This window comes from Cryobacterium sp., assembly GCF_025463825.1.
In the GTDB taxonomy this organism is placed as follows: Bacteria; Actinomycetota; Actinomycetes; order Actinomycetales; family Microbacteriaceae; genus Cryobacterium.
In genome coordinates, this window is the sequence record NZ_JAODBG010000055.1 from 44,108 (window position 1) to 66,360 (window position 22,253).

Genomic DNA, 22,253 nt, shown 5'->3' on the forward strand with positions numbered 1-22,253 from the left:
ACCGGGCCGGGCGGGCACCGGGCCTAACGGGCACCGGGCCTAACGAGCACCGGGCCAAACGAGCACCGGGCCTAACGGGCAGAGACGAACGACTCGAGTTCAAGCCGGCCGGCCCGCCAGTGGAAGTCATGCACTGAACCGTTCGGGATCAGCTCGCCGGGGACGGGTCGTTCGCCGTCGGTCGCGTACCGCACCAGGGTGCCGATCACGCCGCCGTGGCAGACCACGACGAGTTCCCGATCCGGATGCGCCGTCGCCAGCCGCTCCAGGGCGGGCAGCACCCGATCGAGCACGGCCTGTCGGGTCTCCAGGCCCGGGACCACCGATCCGTCCGGGAACCGCACCTGGCGCTCGGCGAAGGTCAGCCCCTCGATGTCGCCGTGGTGGCGTTCGGTGAGTTCCGGCACGATGAGGGGAGCAGCCGAATGGTCCAGTTCCCCGGCAATGATGCGGGCGGTTTCCAGCGCTCGCACCAGCGGGCTGGTGACGACGGCGTCCCAGCGAGTGCCGCGCAGCGACAGCCCGGTTTCGGCCGCCTGCGCCCGGCCGAGCGTGTTCAGGGGGATGTCGGTGCTGCCCTGGATGCGTTTTTCCAGGTTCCAGTCGGTCTGGCCGTGCCGGACGATCGCGAACCTGGTCATGACTACGCCTTCTGCTGAGCGGGAGCTAGCCGGTGAGTCTGCTCACCAGCCCGGCAAACGTCTCCGACGTGCCTGCCTCCAGCTTAACCAGTGCTCGACCGTCGCCTTTCGTCGCCCCGCGGTTGATAACGACGATCGGCAGCTTCCGCCGCCTGGCGAGTTCGAGCAGCCGGATCCCCGAGTTGACGGCCAGGGATGAGCCGGCCACGATCAGCGCATCGGCAGCGCGCACCAGGGCGGCGGCCGCGGCGAATTTGCCCGTGGGCACGAGCTCGCCGAAGAACACCACGTTCGGTTTGAGCAGACCGCCACAGACGGAGCAGTCCGGCACGATGAACCCGTCGATGTCCACGACGATGGCATCGCCGTCCGGAGCGATCTCCACCTGTTCCGGATGCGCGAGCACCGGGTTGTCGGCCTCCAGCCTGGCCGCGATGCTGTCCCGCCCGAACGCCTGTCCGCAGGAGAGGCACACCACGAGGTCCATGGAGCCATGCAGGTCGACGACGTGCCGGGACCCGGCCCGGGTGTGCAGCCCGTCGACGTTCTGGGTGATGACCCCGCTGACCAGTCCGGCGTTCTCCAGGAGAACGAGGGAACGGTGGCCGAGGTTGGGTTCGGCTGCCCGGAACCGGTGCCAGCCGAGGTGGCTGCCGGCCCAGTAGCGTTTGCGGGCGCGCTCGTCCGCCACGAAGGTCTGGAAAGTCATCGGGACGCGCACGGGAGCTCCGGCGCCACGGTAATCGGGGATTCCGGAGTCCGTGCTCACGCCGGCGCCGGTGAGGACCGCGGTGCGCCGGTCGCGGAGCAGGGTGGCGAGGCCGTCGAGCGCCTGCTCGGCGCCCACCGACGGTGTCGCGAGTGTCTCAGCCGTCATCGTGCTCCATCCACTTGACCGCGTCGACGGCTCGGCCCTGGCGGCCTGACCCGACGACGATGTCCTTCGAGTCTAAACTGGTCAGTTTTCGACGGTGTTACAGATCTCGCCGACCACCCGCCCACTTCTCCGGCCGACCCGCATCGGATCTGCCCCGCAGACCTGACAGTCTGGAAGCCCACCCATTCAGAAAGGCGGCCGCCTCCGTGCAGATCGTTCCGATTACCGACCTCGACCAGCCGGGCCTGACCGACTATTCCCGGCTGACCGATGTGGCACTGCGCCGGGTCAGCGAACCGGCCAACGGCCTGTACATCGCCGAGTCCGCGAAGGTCATCGGGCGTGCGATAGCCGCCGGGCACCGACCCCGGTCGGTCCTGGTACAGGAGCAGTGGCTACCCGACGCAGGGCGCCTCCTCGCCGACTGGCCGGACGTGCCGATCTACGTGGGGTCGGCCGGCCTGCTTGAGCAGTTGACCGGGTACAACCTGCACCGGGGGGCCCTCGCGGCGATGCACCGGCCCGACCTCGCCTCAGTGGCCGACATCATCCGCGACGCCCGGCGCGTCGTGATCCTGGAGGACATCGTCGATCACACCAACGTCGGCGCGATCTTCCGCTCGGTCGCCGGCCTCGGCGCCGATGCGGTGCTGATCACGCCGCGCTGCGCCGACCCGCTGTACCGGCGCAGCGTCCGGGTGAGCATGGGCACGGTGTTGCAGGTGCCGTGGACCCGGTTGCCGGAGTGGTCAGAGGCCGGACCGGTGCTGCACGAGCACGGTTTCCACCTGGCCGCCCTCGCCCTGGCGGACAACGCCGTGTCGCTGGACACTTTCGCGGCCGACCCGCCGGAGCGGGTGGCCCTGATCCTCGGAACCGAGGGTGACGGCCTGAGCCGCACCGCGCTGGCCGCCGCCGACACCGTGGTCACCATTCCGATGCTGCGCGGCGTGGACTCGCTGAATGTGGCCTCCGCCAGTGCCGTCGCCCTCTACGCCCTGCGGGCCTGCTCAGACGCGCGTCGATAGACTTCTCGAATGTCTCTCACCCGGCGTCAGGTCTACCACCGTCGGCGAATCGCATTCTTCGGCGCCCTCGCCGTGATCCTCGCGACGATCGCCTACCTCACCACATCCGGCCTCGCCCCGGTCTCCGCGTCCGCTGCAACGCTGGCCGAGCCCGCCGCCCTCACCCAACCGGCCGTCTCGCCGACCTGGCCCGCCGGGGGAGCCGGTGCGATCGGCGCGGTGGGCTACGACGGGGTCCTGGCCGCCAGCGGCGACCAGGAACCGATGCCGATCGCGAGCATCACCAAGATGGTGACATCCCTGGTGATCCTGCAGGCCAAGCCCCTGACCGGGGACGACCTCGGGCCGGACATCACCTTCACCGACGATGACGTCGACATCTACTACGACGCCATCGCCGAAAACGGCTCGGTCGCGCCGGTCGTGTCCGGCATGGTCCTCACCCAGCGTGAAGCGTTCGAGACCATGCTGCTGCCCTCCGCGAACAACTACAGCGTGTCGCTGGCCGTGTGGGCGTTCGGCTCGGTCGACGCCTACCTCGATGCCGCCGCCGACTTCCTCGCCGCGAACAACCTGACGGCCACCACCGTCGCCGACACCAGCGGTATCTCCGCCGAGAGCGTCAGCAGTCCGGCCGACCTCGTGGCCATCGGCAAACTGGTGGTGGCGAACCCGGTGCTGGCCGACATCGTGTCCATGCCCACCGCCGACATCCCCACCGTCGGCACCGTGATCAACACCAACAAGTTGCTGGGCACCGACGGGGTCGCCGGCATCAAGACCGGGACCACCGACGAGGCGGGCGCCTGCCTGCTCTTTGCCGTGGACGTGCCGGTCGGCGAGACCTCCGTGACCGTGGTGGGCGTGGTGCTCGGCGGCGACAGCCATCCGGAACTGAACCAGACCATCCTCACCCTGGTCGACAGCGTGACGCCGGGCTTCCGCGAGGTGGAGCTGGTCGCCGCGGGCACCGCCTTCGGCAGCTACACGACGCCGTGGGGCCAGTCCGGGCAGGCCGTCGCTGAGACGGCCGCCTCCGCCGTCGTCTGGTCCGACACGCCGATCAGCACCTCCGTTGACGTGGACAGCGTCGACCTGGGCGAGAAGGGCGACTCCGTCGGCAGCGTCGACGTCACCGTCGGCGCCGAGACGCTCACCGTTCCCCTGGTGCTCGACACGACGATCAGCGATCCCGGGCCGTTCTGGCGCTGGACCCACCCCGGCGAGGTCTAGGCGTAGCCCTAACCGAGAAGTTCCGCCGGCTGCTCCGGATCATCCAGCCGGGTCACCGGATCCGCCGCCGGTCGTTTGGGCAGGATGTGGTCACCGGAGGACTGGTGCCGCACCCGGCGCAGCACCCACGGCACCAGGTACTCCCTCGCCCAGGCGAGGTCCTCGGTGCGCGCCTGGCGCCAGGTGGTTCCCGGCATCGGCTCAGGCACCAACGGCTCAAGGGGGTTCTGCACATTGAGCGTGTCGAGCACCATCCGGGCCACCGTGTGGTGCCCGAGCGGATTCAGGTGCAGCCGGTCCGGCGCCCACATCCGCGCGTCCTGAGTCGCCGTGAGCGACCACATGTCCGCCACGATGGCGTCGCGTGCGGTCGCGATCGCCCGGATGTTCTCGTTGTAGATCGCGACCTTGCCCCGGAGGCCCCGTAAGACGGGGGAGAAGTGCACGTCGATGCCGGTGAACACCACCACGGTGGCGCCGTCAGAGCCGAGCAGCCGGACCGCTTCGTCGAGCCGGGCCGCGATCGCATCCGGGTCGCTGCCCGGGCGCAGCACGTCGTTGCCACCGGCGGAGATGGTGACCAGGTCGGGGTGCAGGGCCAACGCGGCCTGCACCTGCTCGGCCAGGATCTGATTCATCAGCTTGCCGCGCACGGCAAGGTTCCCATACGCGAAATCGTCCGAGCCCAGGCTGAGCATCTCGGCGACCCGGTCCGCCCAGCCGCGGTTGCCGCCCGGGCTGGCCGGTTCGGCGTCGCCCACTCCCTTGGTGAAGGAGTCGCCCACAGCGACGTAGCGGGACCACGGATGCTGCTGCCTCGTCATCTGATCATTCTGCCCCGTCCGGCAAGAGTCGTCGTGACTTGGTAGGTTCTTATGAAGTGACTACTGCACCTGACTTCGGATCCTCGTTCCGGGAACCCTCGAACCGGGAGCCCTCGAATTCGGGAACCACCGAACCCGGATTGTTCCTTATGGGCGACAACGTACTTGCAGACGACGTCGGCACACCGCCGGTCTACGGCCCGGACCGGGGACCGGCCGGCACCAGCGCCGCCGAGCACCTGTCCCCGTCGTTCCCGGAGCGCGCCGCCTGGGGCACCGCCAGCAAGCTGCGGGCCTGGCAGGCCGAGGCGCTCGAGGCGTACTTCCAGCACCAGCCCCGCGACTTCCTCGCCGCCGCCACCCCCGGTGCCGGTAAGACCACCTTCGCGCTCCGCCTGGCCGCCGAGCTGCGCGCCCGCAAGGTGATCGACCGCATCACCGTGGTCGCGCCCACCGAGCACCTCAAGCGCCAATGGGCGGATGCCGCCGCCCGCGCCGGCATCCGGCTCGACCCGTTCTTCAAGAACGCCCACGGCCGCTACGGCAGCCACTACCACGGCATCGCCGTCACCTACGCGCAGGTGGCCACCCGCGCGGCCCTGCACCGCGAACTCACCCAGAGCAGCCGCACGCTGGTGATCCTCGACGAGGTGCACCACGGCGGCGACGCGCTGAGCTGGGGCGACGCCATCCGGGAGGCCTTCGACCCGGCCACCAAGCGGCTGTCGCTGACCGGTACCCCGTTCCGCTCCGACACCTCACCGATCCCGTTCGTCACCTATCTGCCCGACAAGCACGGAATCCGACTGTCCCAGAGCGACTACAACTACGGCTACGGTCGCGCCCTGGAGGACGGGGTGGTGCGGCCGGTCATGTTCATGGTCTACGCCGGGCACATGAAGTGGCGCACTCGGGCCGGCGACGAGATGGAGGCCAAGCTCGGCGAGGGCAACACCAAGGACATCACCTCGCAGGCCTGGCGCACCGCCCTCGAGCCCAGCGGCCAGTGGATCCCCGCCGTGCTACGGGCGGCGGAGCGCCGCCTCACCGAGGTCCGGCACAGCATCCCCGACGCCGGGGGACTGGTGATCGCTACCGACCAGACCACCGCCCGCGCCTACGCGGCGATCCTCGAGGAGATCTCGGGGGAGCCGGTCACCGTCGTGCTCTCCGACGAGAAGGAATCCAGCGACCGGATCGACGAGTTCTCGCAGAACACCCGGCGCTGGATGGTCGCGGTCCGGATGGTGTCCGAAGGCGTCGACGTGCCGCGCCTCGCCGTCGGGGTCTACGCCACGAGCGCGTCCACTCCGCTGTTCTTCGCGCAGGCCATCGGCCGGTTCGTGCGCGCCCGCCGCCGCGGTGAGACCGCGTCGATCTTCCTGCCCAACGTTCCGGGCCTGCTCAGCCTGGCCAACGCCATGGAGCTTGAGCGCGACCACGCCCTCGACCGCAGCAACCGCGACGACGGCGACGACGGCATGTACAACCCCGAGGACGCCATGGTGGCGGCCGCGAACAAGTCCGACAAGGCCTCGGACGAGCTGGGCGAAGAATTCACCTGGCAGGCGCTGGACTCGCAGGCGACGTTCGACATGGTCATGTTCAACGGCGACGAGTTCGGCGAACTCGCCGAACCCGGCACCGACGAGGAATTCGACTTCATCGGCATCCCGGGCCTCCTGGAGCCCGAGCAGGTGTCCGAGCTGCTGCGCCAGCGCCAGCACAAGCAGGCCAAACGCGGCTCTGAGCGGCGCACAGCCGCCGCCGCGGTCGAGGGCGCCCCCGAGGAGGAGATACCGCTCTACCGCACGCTCAAGGAGCAGCGGAAGCTGCTGGGCAGTCTTGTGGGCATGTGGTCCAAGCTGTCGGGGGAACCGCACGCCATGGTGCACGCCGAGCTTCGGCGGCTGTGCGGCGGCCCCGCCGTGGCGCAGGCCAGTGTCACCCAGATCCAGAAGCGGATCGACCTTCTCCGCCGCCGCCTCGGCCGCAGCTGATGCGTTGACCGGTATCGAGGTCGCAGAAGGGTCGATAAACTGACTCGCAACGAAAGAGGGCGAGCATGGATTCCAAAAAAGCGGATCTCGACCGGGTAGACCGCGCCCTGCTCCGCGCGCTCTCCGTCAACGCGCGAGCCTCCGGCGCGGCACTGGCCGCCGAGATCGGCGTGGCCGAGTCGACGGTGTCCCTGCGCTTGCGCCGGCTCCAGCAGCTGGGCCACATCCGCGGTTACCGGGCCAACATCGACCTGGCCGCGCTGGGTGCGTCGCTGCAGGCGCTGATCTCGGTGCGGCTGGCGAAGCACGTGCGCGACCAGATCGACGACTTCCGCAACGCCGCACCGCACTGGCCCGGCGTGATCGGACTGTTCCACACGGCGGGCGCTGATGACTACCTGCTGCACGTCGCCGCCGCGGACGCCTCCGACCTTCGTGATTTCGTCCTGGAGCACCTCGCCGAACATCCGGCCGTGGCCCACACGGAGACCAACCTGATCTTCGAGTACGTGGACGGCGACGGCTGGCAGGACCTGGTCAAGTAACCACCGGCAGCCCCCACCTGGCCCACCAGGCCCGGCGACACCGCGATAATCGAGACATGACTGCTCACTCCGACCCCGAGGACCCCCGGCCGCGCGCGGCAAGCGTGTTCGACGTGGCGAAGGTCGCCGGGGTCTCGCATCAGACGGTGTCTCGGGTGCTGAACGACCACCCCAGCCTCCGGGACGCCACCCGGCAGAAGGTGCTCACGGCGATGCGGGAGCTGAACTACCGGCCCAACGCTGCGGCGCGCGCTCTGTCCTCGAGCCGCTCGCGGATGATCGGCATCCTCTCGACGTCCAGCGGCGAATATGGGCCGGCATCGAGCGTTGCCGCGGCGGAGACCGCCGCGCGCGGTCGGGGTTACAGCGTGACCATCGCCAACGCGGATGGCCTCGACCCCCTGTCGGTCAACGAAGCGGTCAACCACCTCGCGAACCTCGCCGCAGAGGGACTCGTGGTGGTGGCGCCGCAGACCCGGGTGCTGGCGGCCCTCTCCGCGTTGTCCATCGGGATTCCCTTCGTCACGCTGCAGGCCAGCGGTCCCGAAACCCCCGGCGCGCGAGAACTCGACCAGGTGGTCGGGGCGCGCCTGGCCACCGCACACCTCGTGGCACTCGGGCACACCCGGGTCGGGCACATCGCCGGCCCTCCGGAGTGGCTCGACGCGTCGCAGCGACTCGCCGGCTTCCGGGACGAGCTGGCCCAGCACGGGCTCGGAGCCGACCTCATCGCGTCCGGCGACTGGAGCGCGGCATCCGGCTACCGGGCGGCGACCGCCCTGCTCGACCAGGGCGTCACTGCGATCTTCGCCGGCAACGACCAGATGGCGCTCGGCGCACTCAGCGCCGCCACGGCCGCCCGGCTGGAGGTGCCGGGGGACCTCAGCATCGTCGGCTTCGACGACGTCCCCGAGGCGGCGTACTACCACCCGCCGTTGACCACCGTCCGGCAGGATCTCGCCGAGGCCGGGCGTCGCGCCGTCGCCCTGCTGCTGGGGGAGAGTGACGCCGCCCCGTCGGTGCAGCCCGAGCTGATCGTTCGGGCCTCGACGGCTCCGCCACGCCGTTGATCGATGCGGCGCCGGCACGTTGTGCCGTACACTCGTCAGAGTGGTCGTTCATGTGATCGATCACATACGAGCCAAAGGAGTCCCGCGCCATGACTGAGCACGCCGCCGCGAGCACTGATTTCGTCGCCACGCCGCCCCCCGCCACCGATCGACAGACGGCGGCCAGGGACGCGATCCTCGCCGGGCGCGCCTCCCTCGGAATCGAGCTGGGCTCCACGCGCATCAAGGCCTGCCTGATCGGGGACACCCCGTCCGACGTCCTGGCGGTCGGCAGCCACGAGTGGGAGAACGCGTTCGTGGACCGGGTCTGGACCTACTCGCTTGAGGAGGTGTGGTCCGGCATCCAATCGGCCCACGCCGCCCTGCTCGCCGACGTCGAAAAGCAGTACGGCGTACGCCTCACCGGGTACGGCGCGATCGGCGTCTCGGCGATGATGCACGGCTACCTCGCCTTCGATGCGGCCGGCGAGCTCCTGGTGCCGTTCCGCACCTGGCGCAACACCACGACCGGTCCCGCGGCGGCAGAGCTCACCGAGCTGTTCGGCGTGAACATCCCGCTGCGCTGGTCCGTCGCCCACCTGCACCAGGCCGTACTCGACTCCGAACCGCACGTTCCGCAACTCGACTTCGTCACCACCCTCGCCGGCTACGTGCACTGGCGGCTCACCGGCCGCAAGGTCCTCGGCGTCGGCGATGCCTCCGGCATGTTCCCCATCGACGCCGCCACCAAGGACTACGACGCCGAGTTGCTGGCCCGGTACGACGCGCTCGTCGCCGAGTCCGCCCCCCGATTGGACCTGGCCCGGCTGCTGCCGGAGGTGCTCGTCGCCGGCGCGCCCGCTGGTGCGCTCACCCCGGCGGGCGCGGCGCTGCTCGACCCATCGGGCGCAGTGCAGCCCGGCGCCGTGCTCTGCCCGCCCGAAGGCGACGCCGGCACGGGCATGGTCGCTACCTGCTCCGTCGCCCCGCGAACGGGCAACGTCAGCGCCGGCACCAGCATCTTCGCGATGGTCGTTCTCGAACACCCGCTGGCCAGCGTGCACCACGAACTCGACCTCGTCACCACCCCGGCCGGCGACCCCGTCGCAATGGTGCACTGCAACAACGGCGCCAGCGAGCTCGCCGCCTGGGCGGGCATGTTCGGCCGCTTCGCCACGGCCGCCGGAACCGCGCTCGACAGCGACACCGTGTTCGACACCCTGTTCAGGGAGGCCCTGGTCGGCGATGCCGACGCCGGCGGCCTGCTGGCCTACAACCACCTCGCCGGTGAGCCGATCGCCGGACTCACCGAGGGCCGGCCGCTCTTCGTGCGCACCCCCGACAGCCGGCTCACCCTCGCCAACTTCATGCGCGCCCAGCTGTACGGTGTGTTCGGCACGCTCAGCCTGGGCATGCGGGTGCTCGCCGACGAGGGCGTCGAACTCGATGCGATGTTCGCGCACGGCGGCCTCTTCCGGACCGCCGGCGTCGCACAGCGATTCCTCGCCGGCGCCCTGAACGCGCCGGTCTCCGTCGCCGAGACGGCGTCCGAGGGTGGCGCCTGGGGCATCGCGGTCCTGGCCGCGTACACGGCGGCCGTCTCGGCCGGTTCCGACCTGGACCTCGACGGCTACCTCCGCGAGCGGGTCTTCGGGGACGCGGAATTCGACACCACCCCCGCCGACCCGCTCGACGTGGCCGGTTTCACCGCATACCTCGACCGTTACGCCGCCGGTCTCGCCATCGAACGCACCGCAGTCGACACTCTCTCTTGAGTTGTCCCGCCCTCCCGAAAGGAATCACCCCATGACTGGCTATTCTCCCGACATCGAGGCGGCGATCGCTCGCACCCGCATCGATGTCGCCACGCTGCACGCGCAGCTGACCAAGTACGGGCTGGTGATCTGGACCGGCGGCAACATCTCGGGCCGGGTGCCCGGCGCCGACCTGTTCGTCATCAAGCCCTCCGGCGTGGAGTACGACGACCTGACCCCGGAGAACCAGATCCTCTGCGACCTGGACGGTACGGTCATCGCCGGCACTCCCGGGTCCGACCGGAGCCCCTCCAGCGACACCGCGGCGCACGCCTACGTCTACCGCAACATGCCGGAGGTCGGCGGTGTCGTGCACACGCATTCCACCTACGCCACCGCCTGGGCCGCGCGCGGCGAGGCCGTCCCCTGCGTGATCACCGCCATGGCCGACGAGTTCGGCGGCGAGATCCCGATCGGGCCGTTCGCCATCATCGGGGACGAGTCCATCGGCCGGGGCATCGTCTCGACGCTCGCCGGCCACCGCTCACGCGCCGTGCTGATGCAGAACCACGGCGTGTTCACCATCGGCAAGAACGCCAAGGACGCCGTGAAGGCCGCCGTGATGGCCGAGGACGTCGCCAAGACCGTGCACATCTCCCGCCAGCTGGGCGCGAGCCTCCCCATTCCCCAGACCGCGATCGACTCATTGTTCGACCGCTACCAGAACGTGTACGGCCAAGACCCCAAAGGAGCACTGAAGTGACTAACTCGATCATCCCCGACCTCAAGGCGAACGAGGTCTGGTTCCTCACCGGCAGCCAGGACCTCTACGGCGAGGACACCCTGCGCCAGGTCGCCGAGCAGTCCCAGGACGTCGTCGACCAGCTCAACGCGTCCAGCGACATCCCGGTCACCATCGTGTGGAAGCCCGTCGTCAAGGACTCCGAGGCCATCCGCCGCGCGATGATCGACGCGAACTCCGCAGAGAACGTCGTGGGCGTCATCGCCTGGATGCACACCTTCAGCCCCGCCAAGATGTGGATTCGGGGCCTGGACGCCCTGGCCAAGCCATTCCTGCACCTGCACACCCAGGCCAACGTCGAGCTGCCCTGGGCCGAGATCGACTTCGACTTCATGAACCTGAACCAGGCCGCCCACGGCGACCGGGAGTTCGGCTATATCGCGGGCCGGATGAACATCCCCCGCAAGACCGTCGTCGGCCACGTGTCGAACCCCGCCGTCGCCGTGCAGGTGGGCACCTGGACCCGTGCGGCCAGCGGCGCCGCCGCCGTGCGCAACCTGAAGCTCGCGCGTTTCGGCGACAACATGCGCAACGTCGCCGTCACCGAGGGTGACAAGACCGAGGCCGAGATCCGGTTCGGTGTCTCGGTGAACACCTGGGGAGTCAACGAACTGGTCGAGCGGGTGGATGCCGCCAGCGAGTCCGACGTCGACGACCTCATCGCCGTCTACCTCGAGGCGTACGACGTCGTACCGGAGCTCAAGCCCGACGGTGCCCGCCACGAGTCGCTGCGCTACGGCGCCAAGATCGAACTCGGCCTGCGGTCCTTCCTCGAAGAGGGCGGCTTCAGTGCCTTCACGACCAACTTCGAAGACCTCGGCGGCCTCCGGCAGCTCCCCGGCCTGGCCGTTCAGCGGCTGATGGCCGACGGGTACGGCTTCGGCGGCGAGGGCGACTGGAAGACATCCGTCCTCATCCGCGCGGCGAAGGTCATGGGCGCCGGCCTGCCCGGTGGCGCCTCGCTGATGGAGGACTACACCTACAACCTGGTCCCGGGCGAAGAGTCGATCCTCGGTGCGCACATGCTCGAGATCTGCCCGTCGCTGACCACGAAGAAGCCGAGCTTGGAGATCCACGCGCTCGGCATCGGCGGCCGGGAAGACCCCGTGCGCCTGGTCTTCGACACCGACGCCGGCGCGGGCGTAGTCGTCGCCCTGTCCGACATGCGCGACCGCTTCCGTCTCACCGCGAACGTGGTCGAGGTCATCGACCTGCCCGCACCGCTGCCGCACCTGCCCGTGGCCCGCGCCGTGTGGAAGCCGGCCCCCGACCTCGCGACGAGCGCCACCGCCTGGATCACGGCCGGAGCAGCCCACCACACCGTGCTGTCCACCGCCGTCGGCATCGAGGCGTGGGAGGACTTCGCCGAGATCACCCGCACCGAGCTGCTGATCATTGACGAGAACACCACCAAGCGTGGCTTCGCCAATGACGTCAAGTGGAACGCGGCGTACTACCGCCTGGCCCAGGGCATCTAGCCCACGATTGAACACAGCCCCGGTGGTCGGGTTCGGGAGTCGCTCCGGAGCCGGACCACCGGGGCTGTGTGCTGCCGCCCGCGGCAACTGTGCCCGGTGCGGACAACTGTGCCCGGTGTGCCGGGTGCACAAGTCCGCAGCGGGCACAGTTGTGGGTCCGCGCTTTAAAAAACAACGCCCCCGCCGAAGCGGAGGCGTTGTTGACAGCTGTGTGTAGCTGACGCGGCTCTATTTAGAGGGCGCGGATGTTCTCGGCCTGGGGACCCTTGGGGCCCTGGGTTACCTCGAACTCGACCTTCTGGTTCTCGTCGAGCGACTTGTAGCCGTTCGAAGCGATCGCGGAGTAGTGCGCGAAGACATCGGCGCTTCCGTCGTCGGGAGCGATGAAGCCGAAGCCCTTTTCAGCGTTGAACCATTTCACGGTACCTGTTGCCATTTTGAAACTCCTCCAGGAGTGTTAGAAAAGCCCCGACTGTCGAGGCCGTTCGTCGCGGTATTCGTCGTCCGCTTCCGAAAGGAATAAGCGCGCACCGACCGGAGTCAATGCGTTTTCTAGACGTGCAAGCACTACAACTACTGCGACAACACTAGCTCACATCGCTCGGTTCAAGTGGAGATCTGTGCGAAAAGAGAATCAAAGTGTTACGAAATTTGACAAAAATGCTCAAATCCGCCGGTGAGGTCACTGTTCGACGGTGACGAAGTCAATCAGTTGCTCCACCCGGCCAAGCAACGCGGGTTCCAGGTCGGCGTAGGTGCGCACCTGGCCGAGGATCCGTTGCCAGGCGCGGGCGATGTCGGCCTGGTCGTCGTGCGGCCAGCCGAGGGCCGCGCAGATGCCGTGTTTCCACTCGATGGAGCGCGGGATGGTGGGCCAGGCCGACAGATTCAGTCGGGCCGGCTTGACCGACTGCCAGACGTCGACGTACGGATGGCCGACGACGAGAACGTTCTTGCCGTATGGTCCGCGGGCCACCGCGTCGGCGATCCGGCTCTCCTTGGAGTTCGGCACCAGGTGGTCGACCAGAACGCCGACCCGGCGGGTCGGAGTGGGCTTGAACCCGGCCAGGAGCTCGGCCAGGTTGTCGACCCCCTCGATGTACTCCACGACGACGCCCTCGATGCGCAGGTCCGCGCCCCAGACCTTCTCCACAAGCTCCGCGTCATGGCGGCCCTCCACGAAGATCCGGCTGGCGCGCGCCACGCGCGCCGGGGCGTTCGCCACAGCCACGGAACCCGACGCGGTGCGGGCCCGGGCAGCCGGAGTTTTCATGGTCGGGTTCACGAGCTCGACGGGCTGCCCGTCGACCAGGAATCCCGCGCCGAGGGGGAACAGCCGGAGCTTGCCGTGCCGGTCCTCGAGGGTGACGACCTTCTTCTCCACCCGGATCACCGCACCGCAGAACCCGGTGGCCACCTCCTCCACGACCAAGTCGCGCACGGCCTCCTGGTGCGGCACGACCCGACGGCCCGCGTCCTTCCAGCCGTCGAAGAGCACGTCCTGGGAGTATCTGTCATCGTTCACTGGATCGACGTTATCGGAAGTCGCGGGATGGCGTGGAAGCCGCCACGGTGAGCGGTTCGAACCGGTCGGCGATGAGATTCACGACGCCTTCCGGGGAGCGCTCGAGGATGCCGCGGATCATCAGCGCGGGAGATTCGCGGGCGATCCGGCGGAAGTGGGTCCACACGCCGACGCTGACCACCACGTTGACGTTTCCCGTTTCATCTTCCAGGTTGATGAAGGTGACGCCGTTGGCGGTGGCCGGGCGCTGCCGGTGGGTGACCACGCCGCCGACCTCGATGCGGCGGCCGCTTTCGCTCGCTGCCAGCTGGTTCGCGGCCAGGGCGCCGCGCGCCCGGAGCGCGGCCCTGGCGTGCCGGATGGGATGGTCGTCGGTGGACACCCCGGTGGACCACAGATCATAGGCGACCTGTTCCACGGGGGTCATCAGCGCCAGTAGCGGGGGTTGCACGGTCTCCAGCGACCCGCGCAGGTGCAGGTCGGTGTCCGCGGCGGCCTCTCCGGCGGTCCACAGCGCCTCGCGGCGCGCCATCCCCAGGCTCTCGAAGGCGCCCGCGGTGGCCAGGGACTCGAGCTGTTCGGTGTTCAGCCCGGCGCGCCGAGCGAGGTCGTTCATCGACCGGTACGGACCGAACTCCTCCCGTTCCGACACGATCCGCTCCGCCACCCGGGCGCCGATCGCGCGCACATCCGCCAGGCCGAGTCGCACGGCCAGGCCGGCATCCCTGCGGTGGCCCGAGTCATCGACGGGCAGCCTCCGGTCATAGTCGGGGACGACCGGCTGGTCGTGGTCGAGGCAGCCGGTCCGTCCGGTCGGCCCGGCGGCGGCGTCTTCGATGGCTTCGAGAACCGCGTGCGCGCCGGACCGCTGCACGCAGGGGCGGAGCACGCGCACACCGTGCCGGCGAGCGTCGGCGACCAGCGATTGCGGGGAGTAGAAGCCCATCGGCTGGGCCCGCAGGAGGGCGGCGAGGAAGGCGCCAGGGTAGTGCAGCTTCAACCAGGCGCTGGCGTAGACCAGCAGGGCGAAACTGATCGAGTGGCTCTCGGCGAACCCGAAGTTGGCGAACGCCTCGATCTTCTCGTAGATCTCGTCGGCGAGGTTCCCGGTGATGCCGTTGTCGGCCATGCCCTCGTAGAGGGTGGCGCGCAGGCTGGAAATCTTCTCGACACCGCGTTTGGAACCCATGGCGCGCCGGAGCAGGTCGGCATCCTCGCCGGTGCAGCCGCCGACGGCCATTGCCATCTGCATGAGCTGCTCCTGGAAGAGCGGGATGCCGAGCGTGCGTTCGAGGACCGGTTCGAGTTTCGGATGGAGGTAGGTCACCGGTTCCTGGCCGAGCTTGCGGCGGATGTACGGGTGCACGGCGCCGCCCTGGATGGGGCCGGGCCGAATGAGGGCGATTTCCACCACAAGGTCGTAGAAGCGGCGTGGCTGCAGGCGCGGCAGGGTGCCCATCTGCGCTCGGCTCTCCACCTGGAACACGCCGATGGAGTCGGCCCGGCAGAGCATGTCGTAGACCCCGGCCTCCTCCCGGGGAATGCTGCCCAGGCTCCAGGATTCGCCGAGCGAGCCGTCGACCAGGTCGAAGGTGTACTGCAGGGCTGCGAGCATGCCCAGGCCGAGCAGGTCGAACTTCACCAGGCCCATCCAGGCGCAGTCGTCCTTGTCCCATTGCAGCACGGTGCGGTTTTCCTTACGGGCGTGCTCGATCGGGCAGACCTCCCCGACGGGCCGGTCGGTGAGCACCATGCCGCCCGAGTGGATGCCTAGATGGCGCGGGAACCCGAGCACCCGGCCGGCGAGGTCGGCGACGCCGTCGGGAATGTCATGGTCGGGGCTGGACACGGCCGAGCCCCAGCGTTCCACCTGCTTCGACCAGGCATCCTGTTGGCCCGTGCTGTATCCGAGAGCCTTGGCCATATCACGCACGGCGACCTTGGGCCGGTAGGTGATCACGTTGGCGACCTGGGCGGCGTTCTGGCGACCGTAGCGTTCGTAGACGTACTGGATCACTTCCTCCCGCCGGTCGGAGTCGAAGTCCACGTCGATGTCGGGCTCCTCCTCGCGGAGGCTCGAGAGGAACCGCTCGAACGGCAGCCGGTAGAAGATGGAGTCGACCGCGGTGATGCCGATCACGAAGCAGACCGCCGAGTTGGCCGCAGATCCCCGGCCCTGGCAGAGAATCCCGTTGCGCCGGGCGAACTGGACGATGTCGTGCACGATCAGGAAGTAGCCGGGGAAGTCCTTGGCTTCGATTACCGCGAGTTCCTTCTCCAGCCGGTCCCGGACGTTCGCGTTGTAGCCCGGGTAGGCCCGCTCGGCGCCGGCCCAGACCAGGTGGCGTAGCCAGCTCATGGGTGTGTGCCCCTCCGGCACATGTTGCCGGGGGAGCCGGGGCCTGGCACGGCGCAGCGAGAAGGCGAGTTCGTCGGCGAGCGGCACGGTGCGTTCAACCGCCCCCGGGTACCGACGGAAGCGGGCTGCCATCTCAGCGCCGCTGCGCAGGTGCTGAGTCGCCGCCCCTGGCAACCAGCCGTCCATGTCGTCCAGGCTGCGCTGGGCGCGCACCGCTGCCAGGGCGGAGTACACCTCGAAGTCGTCCGGCCGGGCGTAGTGAACGTTGTTGGTGGCGATCACGGGCAGTCCGGCCTGGTCCGCCAGGGCGGCCAGGGTGTCGTTGGTCATGGTGTCCTGGGGGCGGCCGTGGTCGAAGAGTTCCACCTGGACGGCGCCCCGGCCGAACACCGAGACCAGCCGGTCCAGTTCGCGGGCCGCGGCCGTCTCCCCGTCCCTGCGCAACGCCTGGCGCACCGCACCGGATCCCGACCCCGTGAGGATGACCCACTGCCCGCCGGCGAGTTCGGCCAGCTCGTCGATGTCATACACCGGCCGGCCCTTCTCGCCCCCGGCGAGCTGTCCACGGGTGAGGGCCGTGGCAAGGCGGTGGTAGCCCTCCTGCCCCCTGGCGAGCACGACCAGGTGGGTGCCTTCGGGTTCCGCGACCCCGTTCTGCGGGCGGTCCAGGCCGAGCGAGAGCTCGGCTCCGAAGACCGTGCGCAGCTCCGGATAGCTCTCCGCGGTCTCGGCGAGGCGGACGGCCCCGTACAGGCCGTCGTGGTCCGTCAGTGCCAGAGCGTGCAAGCCGAGCTCGCCGGCCTCCTCGAGCAGGCGTTCGGGCGAGCTGCCGCCGTCGAGGAAGCTGAAATTGGAGTGGGAGTGCAACTCGGCATAGCCGACGACCGCTGTCTGGTGCCGGTAGGGCGGTGCCGGCGGGGCATACGGTTGCCGATGCCGGGACCAGGCCGGACTGTCACCGCCGTCGGCCTCCGGAGGCGGCCCGCCGGGACGCCGGTCGGAGAGCTTCCGCTCCAGCTCCGACCAGGGAATGGGCGGGTTATCGAATCCCATGAGGTCGCTGCTCCCTGTCGGCCTGGTCAGTCATAGCGGGCCTCCGCCCGCCAGCCCTGGTCGTCCAGAGCCAGCAGCCAGGCGTCCCCGGTGTCTTCCACGATCTGCACGCGATGCACGGTCCGCGCCGTTGCCGGGTCCCACCAGCGCTCCTGAACGGGCCACGGACCGGCCCAGGCCACCACCGTGTGTCGACCCGTCCCGTCCGTTCCCACGTCGAGCGGGTGCGGTTCGAAAACGACGGGCACTCCGTCCAGGCCACCACGGTCGTCCGTGGAAACCGGCCGGTCATTCGCGGCCAGAAGAGTCACGGGTCGGTGCTCCCGGTACACGGTCGAGGGCGTCTGGCCGCCCAGGCTGCCGGACCACGGGCGGGCCGGGCCGCGGGAATCGGCCCCTGGAGCGGTATCGTCGCCCCAGGGCACCCAGCGTTGCCGGTCGGCGAGCAGCCGCCCGCCGCCGACGCCCGCTGTCACGACCCCGGCGTGGCCGACCAGGCCCTGCACCCGGGTGAGCGCGTGGTGGATACGCTCGTCCGGGCCGGTACCCCAGAGGCCGTCCTCGTGGTTCGCGACCGCGTCCACGCGCTCGGGGGACAGCACGACGCGGACGATTCCCGCGGCCAGGCCGGACCCCGCCCGGCCGTCACCCTGCAACTGCCAGCGCACCCGGTCGATGAGGTCGGTGGCCGTGAACCAGCGGGGATGCCGCCAAGTGCGGTCGGTGAGCGAGCCGTCCTCGGTGGTCACCAGGATGCTGACGGCCGTGCAGACCAGGGTCTGCTCCCGCAGCGCCTGCACGAAGTCGTCCGCCGTGCTGCGCAGTGCGAAGGCGAGCTGGTCGATGCGGTCGAGGGCGGGTTCGAAGTCCTGGCCGCGGTCGAAGACCGGGGTGGGGGTGCGGGGCACCACCTCTTCCCGCTCGTGCCCGGCGGCCCTGCCGTGGGCCCGGGCCGCCGCCGCGCCGAAGCGGCGGTGCACGTCCTGCGCGGGAAGGGCGGCGAACTGCCCCAGGGTGTGCACGCCCAGCCGGGCCAGCAGGATGCCCAGGGGGACGTCCACCACCTCGCCTACCGGCAGCGGGGCGAGGAACACCGCCGACTCGCCCGGCGGGATGATGCGCACCGGCACCCCACCGCGCCGCGCGGCCTGCTCGGCGGCGAACGGCCCGTCGGCGATGCCGACCCGGGCCCCGGCCAGCCCGGTTGTGTGCAGATATGCCAACAGCGCCAGCGCCGCGGCCTCCTCGCCCCCGTAGTAGCGCACCGGTCCGCGGGCGCGGATGGCGCACGTTCCCGGGCGGACCACGGCCACCCCCGGGGTGAGCGCCTCGATGCCGTCGAGAACCGGCTCGAAGGCTCGTCGGTCAAGGACCGGGTCGTAGGGCAGCACGAGCAGGCCGGTGCAGCGGAACTGGGCCTCCCGCACAGTCAGGCCGCGGCGGACGCCGTCCACCCGTGCCGCGGGCGAACAGGCGAACACCAGTCCGCGATCGATCAGGGCCAGCGGGGTGTCCGGCGGCAGGTCGGCGGCTGACCTGGCGGCCAGCACCGGCCAGTCCGGGCACCACAGCACGATGGTGCGTTCGCGGTTCATGGTGGTCATCCCGCCACCGGGTGCCGCCGCGCGGCCGGTACCGCCCTGGCCGGGTCGCGGCGGGAGACCGGGAGGCCGTCCACGCTCCCGGCCTCACCGGCGGCTCGGTCGGGAAGGTGCAACCGCTCGGTGCGCCGGGGCCCGTTGCGATCGATGACCGCGACGGTGAGGTCCCGGCCGGAGAGGTAGCCGTGCCCGGTGCCCAGGCCCTCCCAACGGCTGCCGGTCACCCGCAGGGCCGCCTCGCTCTGCGCCCAGGTACCCGCGACGAGGAGGGTGCAGCCGGTCTGGCGCAGGCGAGCGCCGAGCCGGGCCACCTCGGCGGCGCCCACGGAACGCTGTGGACGAACCACCACGAGCGGCAGCACATCCACCAGCGCCGCCGTCACGGCCAGCCACTGATCGCCGGGGGAGGGAACGAGCACCAGCCGCTCCAGGTCGATGCCGAAACCGAGCGCCGCCTCGACGCCGAAATCGGGCAGGCCCACGATCGCACCCCAGCCGCCGTCCGTGGTGGCCGCTCCGAGAATCGCCATGATGAGCGAGGTGGAATTCTCGACGGTGTACACCACACCGCTGCGCAGCATTCCGTTCGGGAGCAGCCCGGCCAGGCCACCGGGGAGCGCGCGCCCGTTCGGCTCCCAGCGGGCCCGCTGCATGCCGTTCATCCGTTCCCGCAGCTCCGTCACGCGCTCCGCCGCCGTTCCCGGGGCCGCGCGGCCGGGCGTGCCGTCGAGGGTCGACGACACGGGTGCAACGGAAGTCAGGGGGAGAGCCACCCTCCAATTTTCGAACACAGATTCGAATTAGTCAACCGGTGTGGATAACCCGGTCCGACCGGGCCGGCACGGTAGCCTGAGCCTATGTGTGGGCGATTCATCATGACCGATTCGGCGCCTGACCTCGCCGCCATGTTCGACATCGAGCACGAGGCCGGCGCACTGCCGGAGCCGTCCTGGAACGTCAAACCGACGGAGCAGATCCCCATCGTGCTCGAATCGGGTAAGTCCGACCCGGTCGTCCGCCGGCTGGAATCGGCGCGCTGGTCGCTGGTACCCACGTTCTCGCCGGAGTTGTCGGCCGCCTTCGCCACGTTCAACGCCCGCGCGGAGACCGTCTCGGAGAAGCCGACCTTCCGCACCGCCCTGGCCAAGACCCGCGCCATCATCCCCGCCACGGGGTACTACGAGTGGCACACCGTCGGCACCAGCAAGACCCCGTACGTCGTGCACTCCGACGACGGCCTCCCGCTCGCGTTGGCCGGCCTGTACTCCTGGTGGCGCAACCCGGCGCTCGGCCAGGACGACCCGGCCCGGTGGGTCCTGACCGCGACCATCCTCACCACCCCGGCCCAGGGCGCCCTCGCCGACATCCACGACCGGATGCCCGTGGTGCTGCCCGAAGAGGCCTGGGACCGCTGGTTGGACCCGCACACCGATGGGGACCAGGCCCTCGTCGACGCGGTAGTCGAAGCCGGGTCGGACACCGCCGCGGGATTGGCCTTCTACGAGGTCGCGCCGCTCATCGGTGCGGACGCACCGGCGCTCATCGATCCCGTCGGCCCCGAACGCGAGGTCGGCTACAGCGCCTAGCGTCGGCGACCCAGCGCGTCGCGCCAGCCACACCGGACGCCGTCGAACCAGTACGCTCGAAGGGAGCCCGGAACGCTTTCGCGGCACCGTTGAGAGGACCCAGCCCATGCACATCGTTTCCTTCGTCGTGGCCATGGCCGCGTTCGTCCTCGGCCTCTGGCTGTTCGGCCTGGCCTTCACCGTCGAGGTCTGGCAGGGCCCGATCTTCATCTCCGGCATCCTGGCCGTGAGTGCGGCCATCGCTATCCCCGCCCACGTACTGCGCGACTGATCCGGTGCGCGCCGACCAGCTGACCGACCCGATCACCTTCCACGGCGAGGGACCGGTCTTCTCGCCCAGTTGGGGCGGGCTGCGCCTGGTCGACCTGTTCGCCGGCGACGTGCTGACCCTGACCGGCGACGGCACGCCCGTCCGCCGGCACGTCGACACGATCGCGGCCGCCCTTCGGCCCCGCGCCGGCGGAGGAGCGGTCATCGCCGTGGAGCGCGGCTTCGTTCTGGAGGATGCCGATGGCACCCTGACCCGCCTGCCCGAGATCTGGGCGGACGCCTCCGTCCGCATGAACGACGGTGGCACCGCCCCCGACGGATCGTTCTACTGCGGCTCGATGGCGTACGACCAGCGCACCGGTGCCGGATCGCTCTACCGGCTGGCCCCGGACGGTGCGGTGACCCGGGAGCTGTCCGGGGTGACGATCTCCAACGGGCTCGAGTGGAGCCCGGACGGCTCGCTGGCCTACTACAACGACACCCCGACCGGCCGGATCGGCGTCTTCGACTGGTCGCCGGAGACCGGACTGACCGGCCTGCGCACCTTCGCCGAGATCCCGGAGGCCGACGGATACCCCGATGGCCTCACCGTGGACAGCGCCGGCGGCGTTTGGGTGGCACTGTACGCGGGCGGGGCCGTGCGCCGCTACACGCCGGAGGGCACCCTCGACGAGGTCATCGAGGTGGCCGCCGGCCGGGTCACGGCCTGCACCTTCGGCGGCGACGACCTCCGCCAGCTGTTCATCACCACCTCAAGGGAGGACCTCGCCCCCGGCGAGGACCCCCTCGCCGGATCGATCTTCACTGCGACGCCCGGCGTTGCGGGACTGCCCGTCAAGACCTTCGCCGGATGACCGTCGCCGACGGCCGGTTGAGGTTCCGTCAGAGACCGGCGACGAGGTTGATCAGCGTGGCCAGGATGATCGAGCCGAACAGGAACGACATCAGCGCGTGCCGAAGAGCCGCCGCCCGCATGGCGGACGAAGTCAGCGAGGTGTCGGACACCTGGAAGGTCATGCCCAGGGTGAAGGCCAGATACGCGAAGTCCGCGTACCGCGGGGGCTCCGTCTGGTTGAAATCGACCCCGCCATCGTCATCCGCGTAGTACAGCGACGCGTAGCGCAGCGTGAACAGGGTGTGCACGAGGACCCAGGACAGCGCGACCCCGACGACCGCCAGCGCGGCGAGCAACACCTGGCCGGACCCGGCCGCGGCGCGGGCCTGCAGGAGCACGATCAGGATGCTGCCGAGGCTCGCCAGGCTGGCCAGGATCAGCAGCACGTCGGTGATGGCCCTGGCGGGGTCTTCCCTGGTGGCGTGCGCGGCCGTCGTTTCGGCATCCATCCGCCAGACGGCGAGCCACACCCAGCCGATGTAGAGAATCGCGGCGGCCGCCCAGCCGATGGCCGGCGCCAGCAGCCAGGCGCCGAGCAGGCCGGTCACCATGGCCGCGAGCACGCCGACGGCCACCATCGCCAGGAGGCGGGTGCTGGAGCGGTGCGCCAGGGGTAGTTGATCAGAGCTGTTCACCCGCTGATCGTCGCACGGAATTCCCGGCCCGCGCTGGCGGGACCCGCGGTGTCGGCGAGATACCAGCAACGCTGGTTAGGCTGGTGGACGAACGAAAT

General features: G+C 69.9%; 20 protein-coding genes. 11 read left to right on the forward strand and 9 right to left on the reverse strand.

The genetic code is table 11. The annotated features are described in order from the left end of the window. Positions 1-71: 71 nt before the first annotated feature. Positions 72-641, reverse strand: a complete 570-nt coding sequence (locus JWP54_RS06765; protein ID WP_297369229.1) for a histidine phosphatase family protein — start codon at positions 639-641, stop codon at positions 72-74. A 25-nt stretch (positions 642-666) separates the two neighbouring features. Beyond that, entirely contained in the window at positions 667-1,518 is an 852-nt protein-coding gene (locus tag JWP54_RS06770) for a Sir2 family NAD-dependent protein deacetylase (protein ID WP_297369232.1), read from the reverse strand. Positions 1,519-1,724: 206 nt separating this feature from the next. On the opposite strand from JWP54_RS06770, the gene JWP54_RS06775 reads away from it, so the two are divergent. Both JWP54_RS06775 and JWP54_RS06780 read left to right on the forward strand, forming a co-directional pair. Next, positions 1,725-2,546 carry an RNA methyltransferase gene (locus JWP54_RS06775; RefSeq protein WP_297369235.1) on the forward strand — a complete coding sequence of 274 codons (822 nt, stop codon included), beginning with the start codon at positions 1,725-1,727 and terminating at the stop codon, positions 2,544-2,546. 9 nt (positions 2,547-2,555) lie between these two features. Beyond that, entirely contained in the window at positions 2,556-3,779 is a 1,224-nt protein-coding gene (locus tag JWP54_RS06780) for a D-alanyl-D-alanine carboxypeptidase (RefSeq protein ID WP_297369238.1), read from the forward strand. 8 nt (positions 3,780-3,787) lie between these two features. Here JWP54_RS06780 and JWP54_RS06785 read toward each other — a convergent pair whose 3' ends face one another. Then, entirely contained in the window at positions 3,788-4,603 is an 816-nt protein-coding gene (locus JWP54_RS06785) for an SGNH/GDSL hydrolase family protein (RefSeq protein ID WP_297369244.1), read from the reverse strand. Positions 4,604-4,659: 56 nt separating this feature from the next. Here JWP54_RS06785 and JWP54_RS06790 point away from each other — a divergent pair, with 56 nt between their 5' ends. The 6 genes from JWP54_RS06790 to araA all read left to right on the forward strand — a co-directional run bounded on the left by JWP54_RS06790 (position 4,660) and on the right by araA (position 12,231). Continuing rightward, the gene (locus tag JWP54_RS06790) at positions 4,660-6,603 is read left to right on the forward strand and encodes a DEAD/DEAH box helicase (protein ID WP_297369248.1); all 1,944 of its coding nucleotides are present in this window, start codon (positions 4,660-4,662) and stop codon (positions 6,601-6,603) included. Positions 6,604-6,668: 65 nt separating this feature from the next. After that, positions 6,669-7,148 carry an Lrp/AsnC family transcriptional regulator gene (locus tag JWP54_RS06795; protein ID WP_265401035.1) on the forward strand — a complete coding sequence of 160 codons (480 nt, stop codon included), beginning with the start codon at positions 6,669-6,671 and terminating at the stop codon, positions 7,146-7,148. Positions 7,149-7,204: 56 nt separating this feature from the next. Further along, entirely contained in the window at positions 7,205-8,218 is a 1,014-nt protein-coding gene (locus JWP54_RS06800; protein ID WP_297369257.1) for a LacI family DNA-binding transcriptional regulator, read from the forward strand. A gap of 89 nt (positions 8,219-8,307) precedes the next feature. Further along, the gene (locus JWP54_RS06805) at positions 8,308-9,972 is read left to right on the forward strand and encodes a xylulokinase (RefSeq protein ID WP_297369260.1); all 1,665 of its coding nucleotides are present in this window, start codon (positions 8,308-8,310) and stop codon (positions 9,970-9,972) included. A gap of 31 nt (positions 9,973-10,003) precedes the next feature. After that, entirely contained in the window at positions 10,004-10,714 is a 711-nt protein-coding gene (locus tag JWP54_RS06810; protein ID WP_297369263.1) for an L-ribulose-5-phosphate 4-epimerase, read from the forward strand. 8 nt (positions 10,715-10,722) lie between these two features. After that, a complete protein-coding gene (gene araA, locus JWP54_RS06815) occupies positions 10,723-12,231 on the forward strand; it encodes an L-arabinose isomerase (RefSeq protein ID WP_297369423.1) in 1,509 nt (502 codons plus the stop codon). Positions 12,232-12,463: 232 nt separating this feature from the next. Here the strand turns inward: araA and JWP54_RS06820 are convergent, their stop codons facing one another. The 5 genes from JWP54_RS06820 to JWP54_RS06840 all read right to left on the reverse strand — a co-directional run bounded on the left by JWP54_RS06820 (position 12,464) and on the right by JWP54_RS06840 (position 19,542). After that, positions 12,464-12,667, reverse strand: a complete 204-nt coding sequence (locus JWP54_RS06820) for a cold-shock protein (RefSeq protein ID WP_035840308.1) — start codon at positions 12,665-12,667, stop codon at positions 12,464-12,466. Between the two features lie 246 nt (positions 12,668-12,913). Continuing rightward, on the reverse strand, positions 12,914-13,756 hold the full coding sequence (locus JWP54_RS06825) for a DUF3097 domain-containing protein (protein ID WP_297369310.1): 843 nt from the start codon (positions 13,754-13,756) through the stop codon (positions 12,914-12,916). A 10-nt stretch (positions 13,757-13,766) separates the two neighbouring features. Further along, positions 13,767-17,168, reverse strand: coding sequence for an error-prone DNA polymerase (locus tag JWP54_RS06830; protein WP_297369313.1), 3,402 nt, complete (start codon positions 17,166-17,168; stop codon positions 13,767-13,769). Between the two features lie 26 nt (positions 17,169-17,194). Beyond that, a complete protein-coding gene (locus JWP54_RS06835) occupies positions 17,195-18,772 on the reverse strand; it encodes a DNA polymerase Y family protein (RefSeq protein ID WP_297369316.1) in 1,578 nt (525 codons plus the stop codon). Then, entirely contained in the window at positions 18,769-19,542 is a 774-nt protein-coding gene (locus JWP54_RS06840; RefSeq protein WP_297369319.1) for a hypothetical protein, read from the reverse strand. The genes JWP54_RS06835 and JWP54_RS06840 overlap by 4 nt, the downstream gene beginning before the upstream one ends. An 84-nt stretch (positions 19,543-19,626) precedes the next feature. Here JWP54_RS06840 and JWP54_RS06845 point away from each other — a divergent pair, with 84 nt between their 5' ends. The 3 genes from JWP54_RS06845 (at position 19,627) to JWP54_RS06855 (ending at position 21,479) form a co-directional block, all read left to right on the forward strand. After that, the gene (locus tag JWP54_RS06845) at positions 19,627-20,355 is read left to right on the forward strand and encodes an SOS response-associated peptidase (protein WP_297369325.1); all 729 of its coding nucleotides are present in this window, start codon (positions 19,627-19,629) and stop codon (positions 20,353-20,355) included. A 106-nt stretch (positions 20,356-20,461) separates the two neighbouring features. Beyond that, positions 20,462-20,626: a hypothetical protein gene (locus JWP54_RS06850; protein ID WP_297369328.1), complete on the forward strand. Its 165-nt coding sequence runs from the start codon at positions 20,462-20,464 to the stop codon at positions 20,624-20,626. A gap of 4 nt (positions 20,627-20,630) precedes the next feature. After that, positions 20,631-21,479 carry an SMP-30/gluconolactonase/LRE family protein gene (locus tag JWP54_RS06855; RefSeq protein ID WP_297369331.1) on the forward strand — a complete coding sequence of 283 codons (849 nt, stop codon included), beginning with the start codon at positions 20,631-20,633 and terminating at the stop codon, positions 21,477-21,479. 28 nt (positions 21,480-21,507) lie between these two features. Here the strand turns inward: JWP54_RS06855 and JWP54_RS06860 are convergent, their stop codons facing one another. Further along, entirely contained in the window at positions 21,508-22,155 is a 648-nt protein-coding gene (locus JWP54_RS06860) for a DUF1345 domain-containing protein (protein ID WP_297369334.1), read from the reverse strand. Positions 22,156-22,253: the final 98 nt, after the last annotated feature.

Coding starts and splice junctions, on each gene's coding strand:
- JWP54_RS06765 (WP_297369229.1), bottom strand. CDS start 641: ATGACCAGGTTCGCGATCGTCCGGCACGGCCAGACCGACTGGAACCTG.
- JWP54_RS06770 (WP_297369232.1), bottom strand. CDS start 1,518: ATGACGGCTGAGACACTCGCGACACCGTCGGTGGGCGCCGAGCAGGCG.
- JWP54_RS06780 (WP_297369238.1), top strand. CDS start 2,556: ATGTCTCTCACCCGGCGTCAGGTCTACCACCGTCGGCGAATCGCATTC.
- JWP54_RS06785 (WP_297369244.1), bottom strand. CDS start 4,603: ATGACGAGGCAGCAGCATCCGTGGTCCCGCTACGTCGCTGTGGGCGAC.
- JWP54_RS06795 (WP_265401035.1), top strand. CDS start 6,669: ATGGATTCCAAAAAAGCGGATCTCGACCGGGTAGACCGCGCCCTGCTC.
- JWP54_RS06800 (WP_297369257.1), top strand. CDS start 7,205: ATGACTGCTCACTCCGACCCCGAGGACCCCCGGCCGCGCGCGGCAAGC.
- JWP54_RS06805 (WP_297369260.1), top strand. CDS start 8,308: ATGACTGAGCACGCCGCCGCGAGCACTGATTTCGTCGCCACGCCGCCC.
- JWP54_RS06810 (WP_297369263.1), top strand. CDS start 10,004: ATGACTGGCTATTCTCCCGACATCGAGGCGGCGATCGCTCGCACCCGC.
- JWP54_RS06820 (WP_035840308.1), bottom strand. CDS start 12,667: ATGGCAACAGGTACCGTGAAATGGTTCAACGCTGAAAAGGGCTTCGGC.
- JWP54_RS06830 (WP_297369313.1), bottom strand. CDS start 17,168: ATGGGATTCGATAACCCGCCCATTCCCTGGTCGGAGCTGGAGCGGAAG.
- JWP54_RS06835 (WP_297369316.1), bottom strand. CDS start 18,772: ATGACCACCATGAACCGCGAACGCACCATCGTGCTGTGGTGCCCGGAC.
- JWP54_RS06845 (WP_297369325.1), top strand. CDS start 19,627: ATGTGTGGGCGATTCATCATGACCGATTCGGCGCCTGACCTCGCCGCC.
- JWP54_RS06850 (WP_297369328.1), top strand. CDS start 20,462: ATGCACATCGTTTCCTTCGTCGTGGCCATGGCCGCGTTCGTCCTCGGC.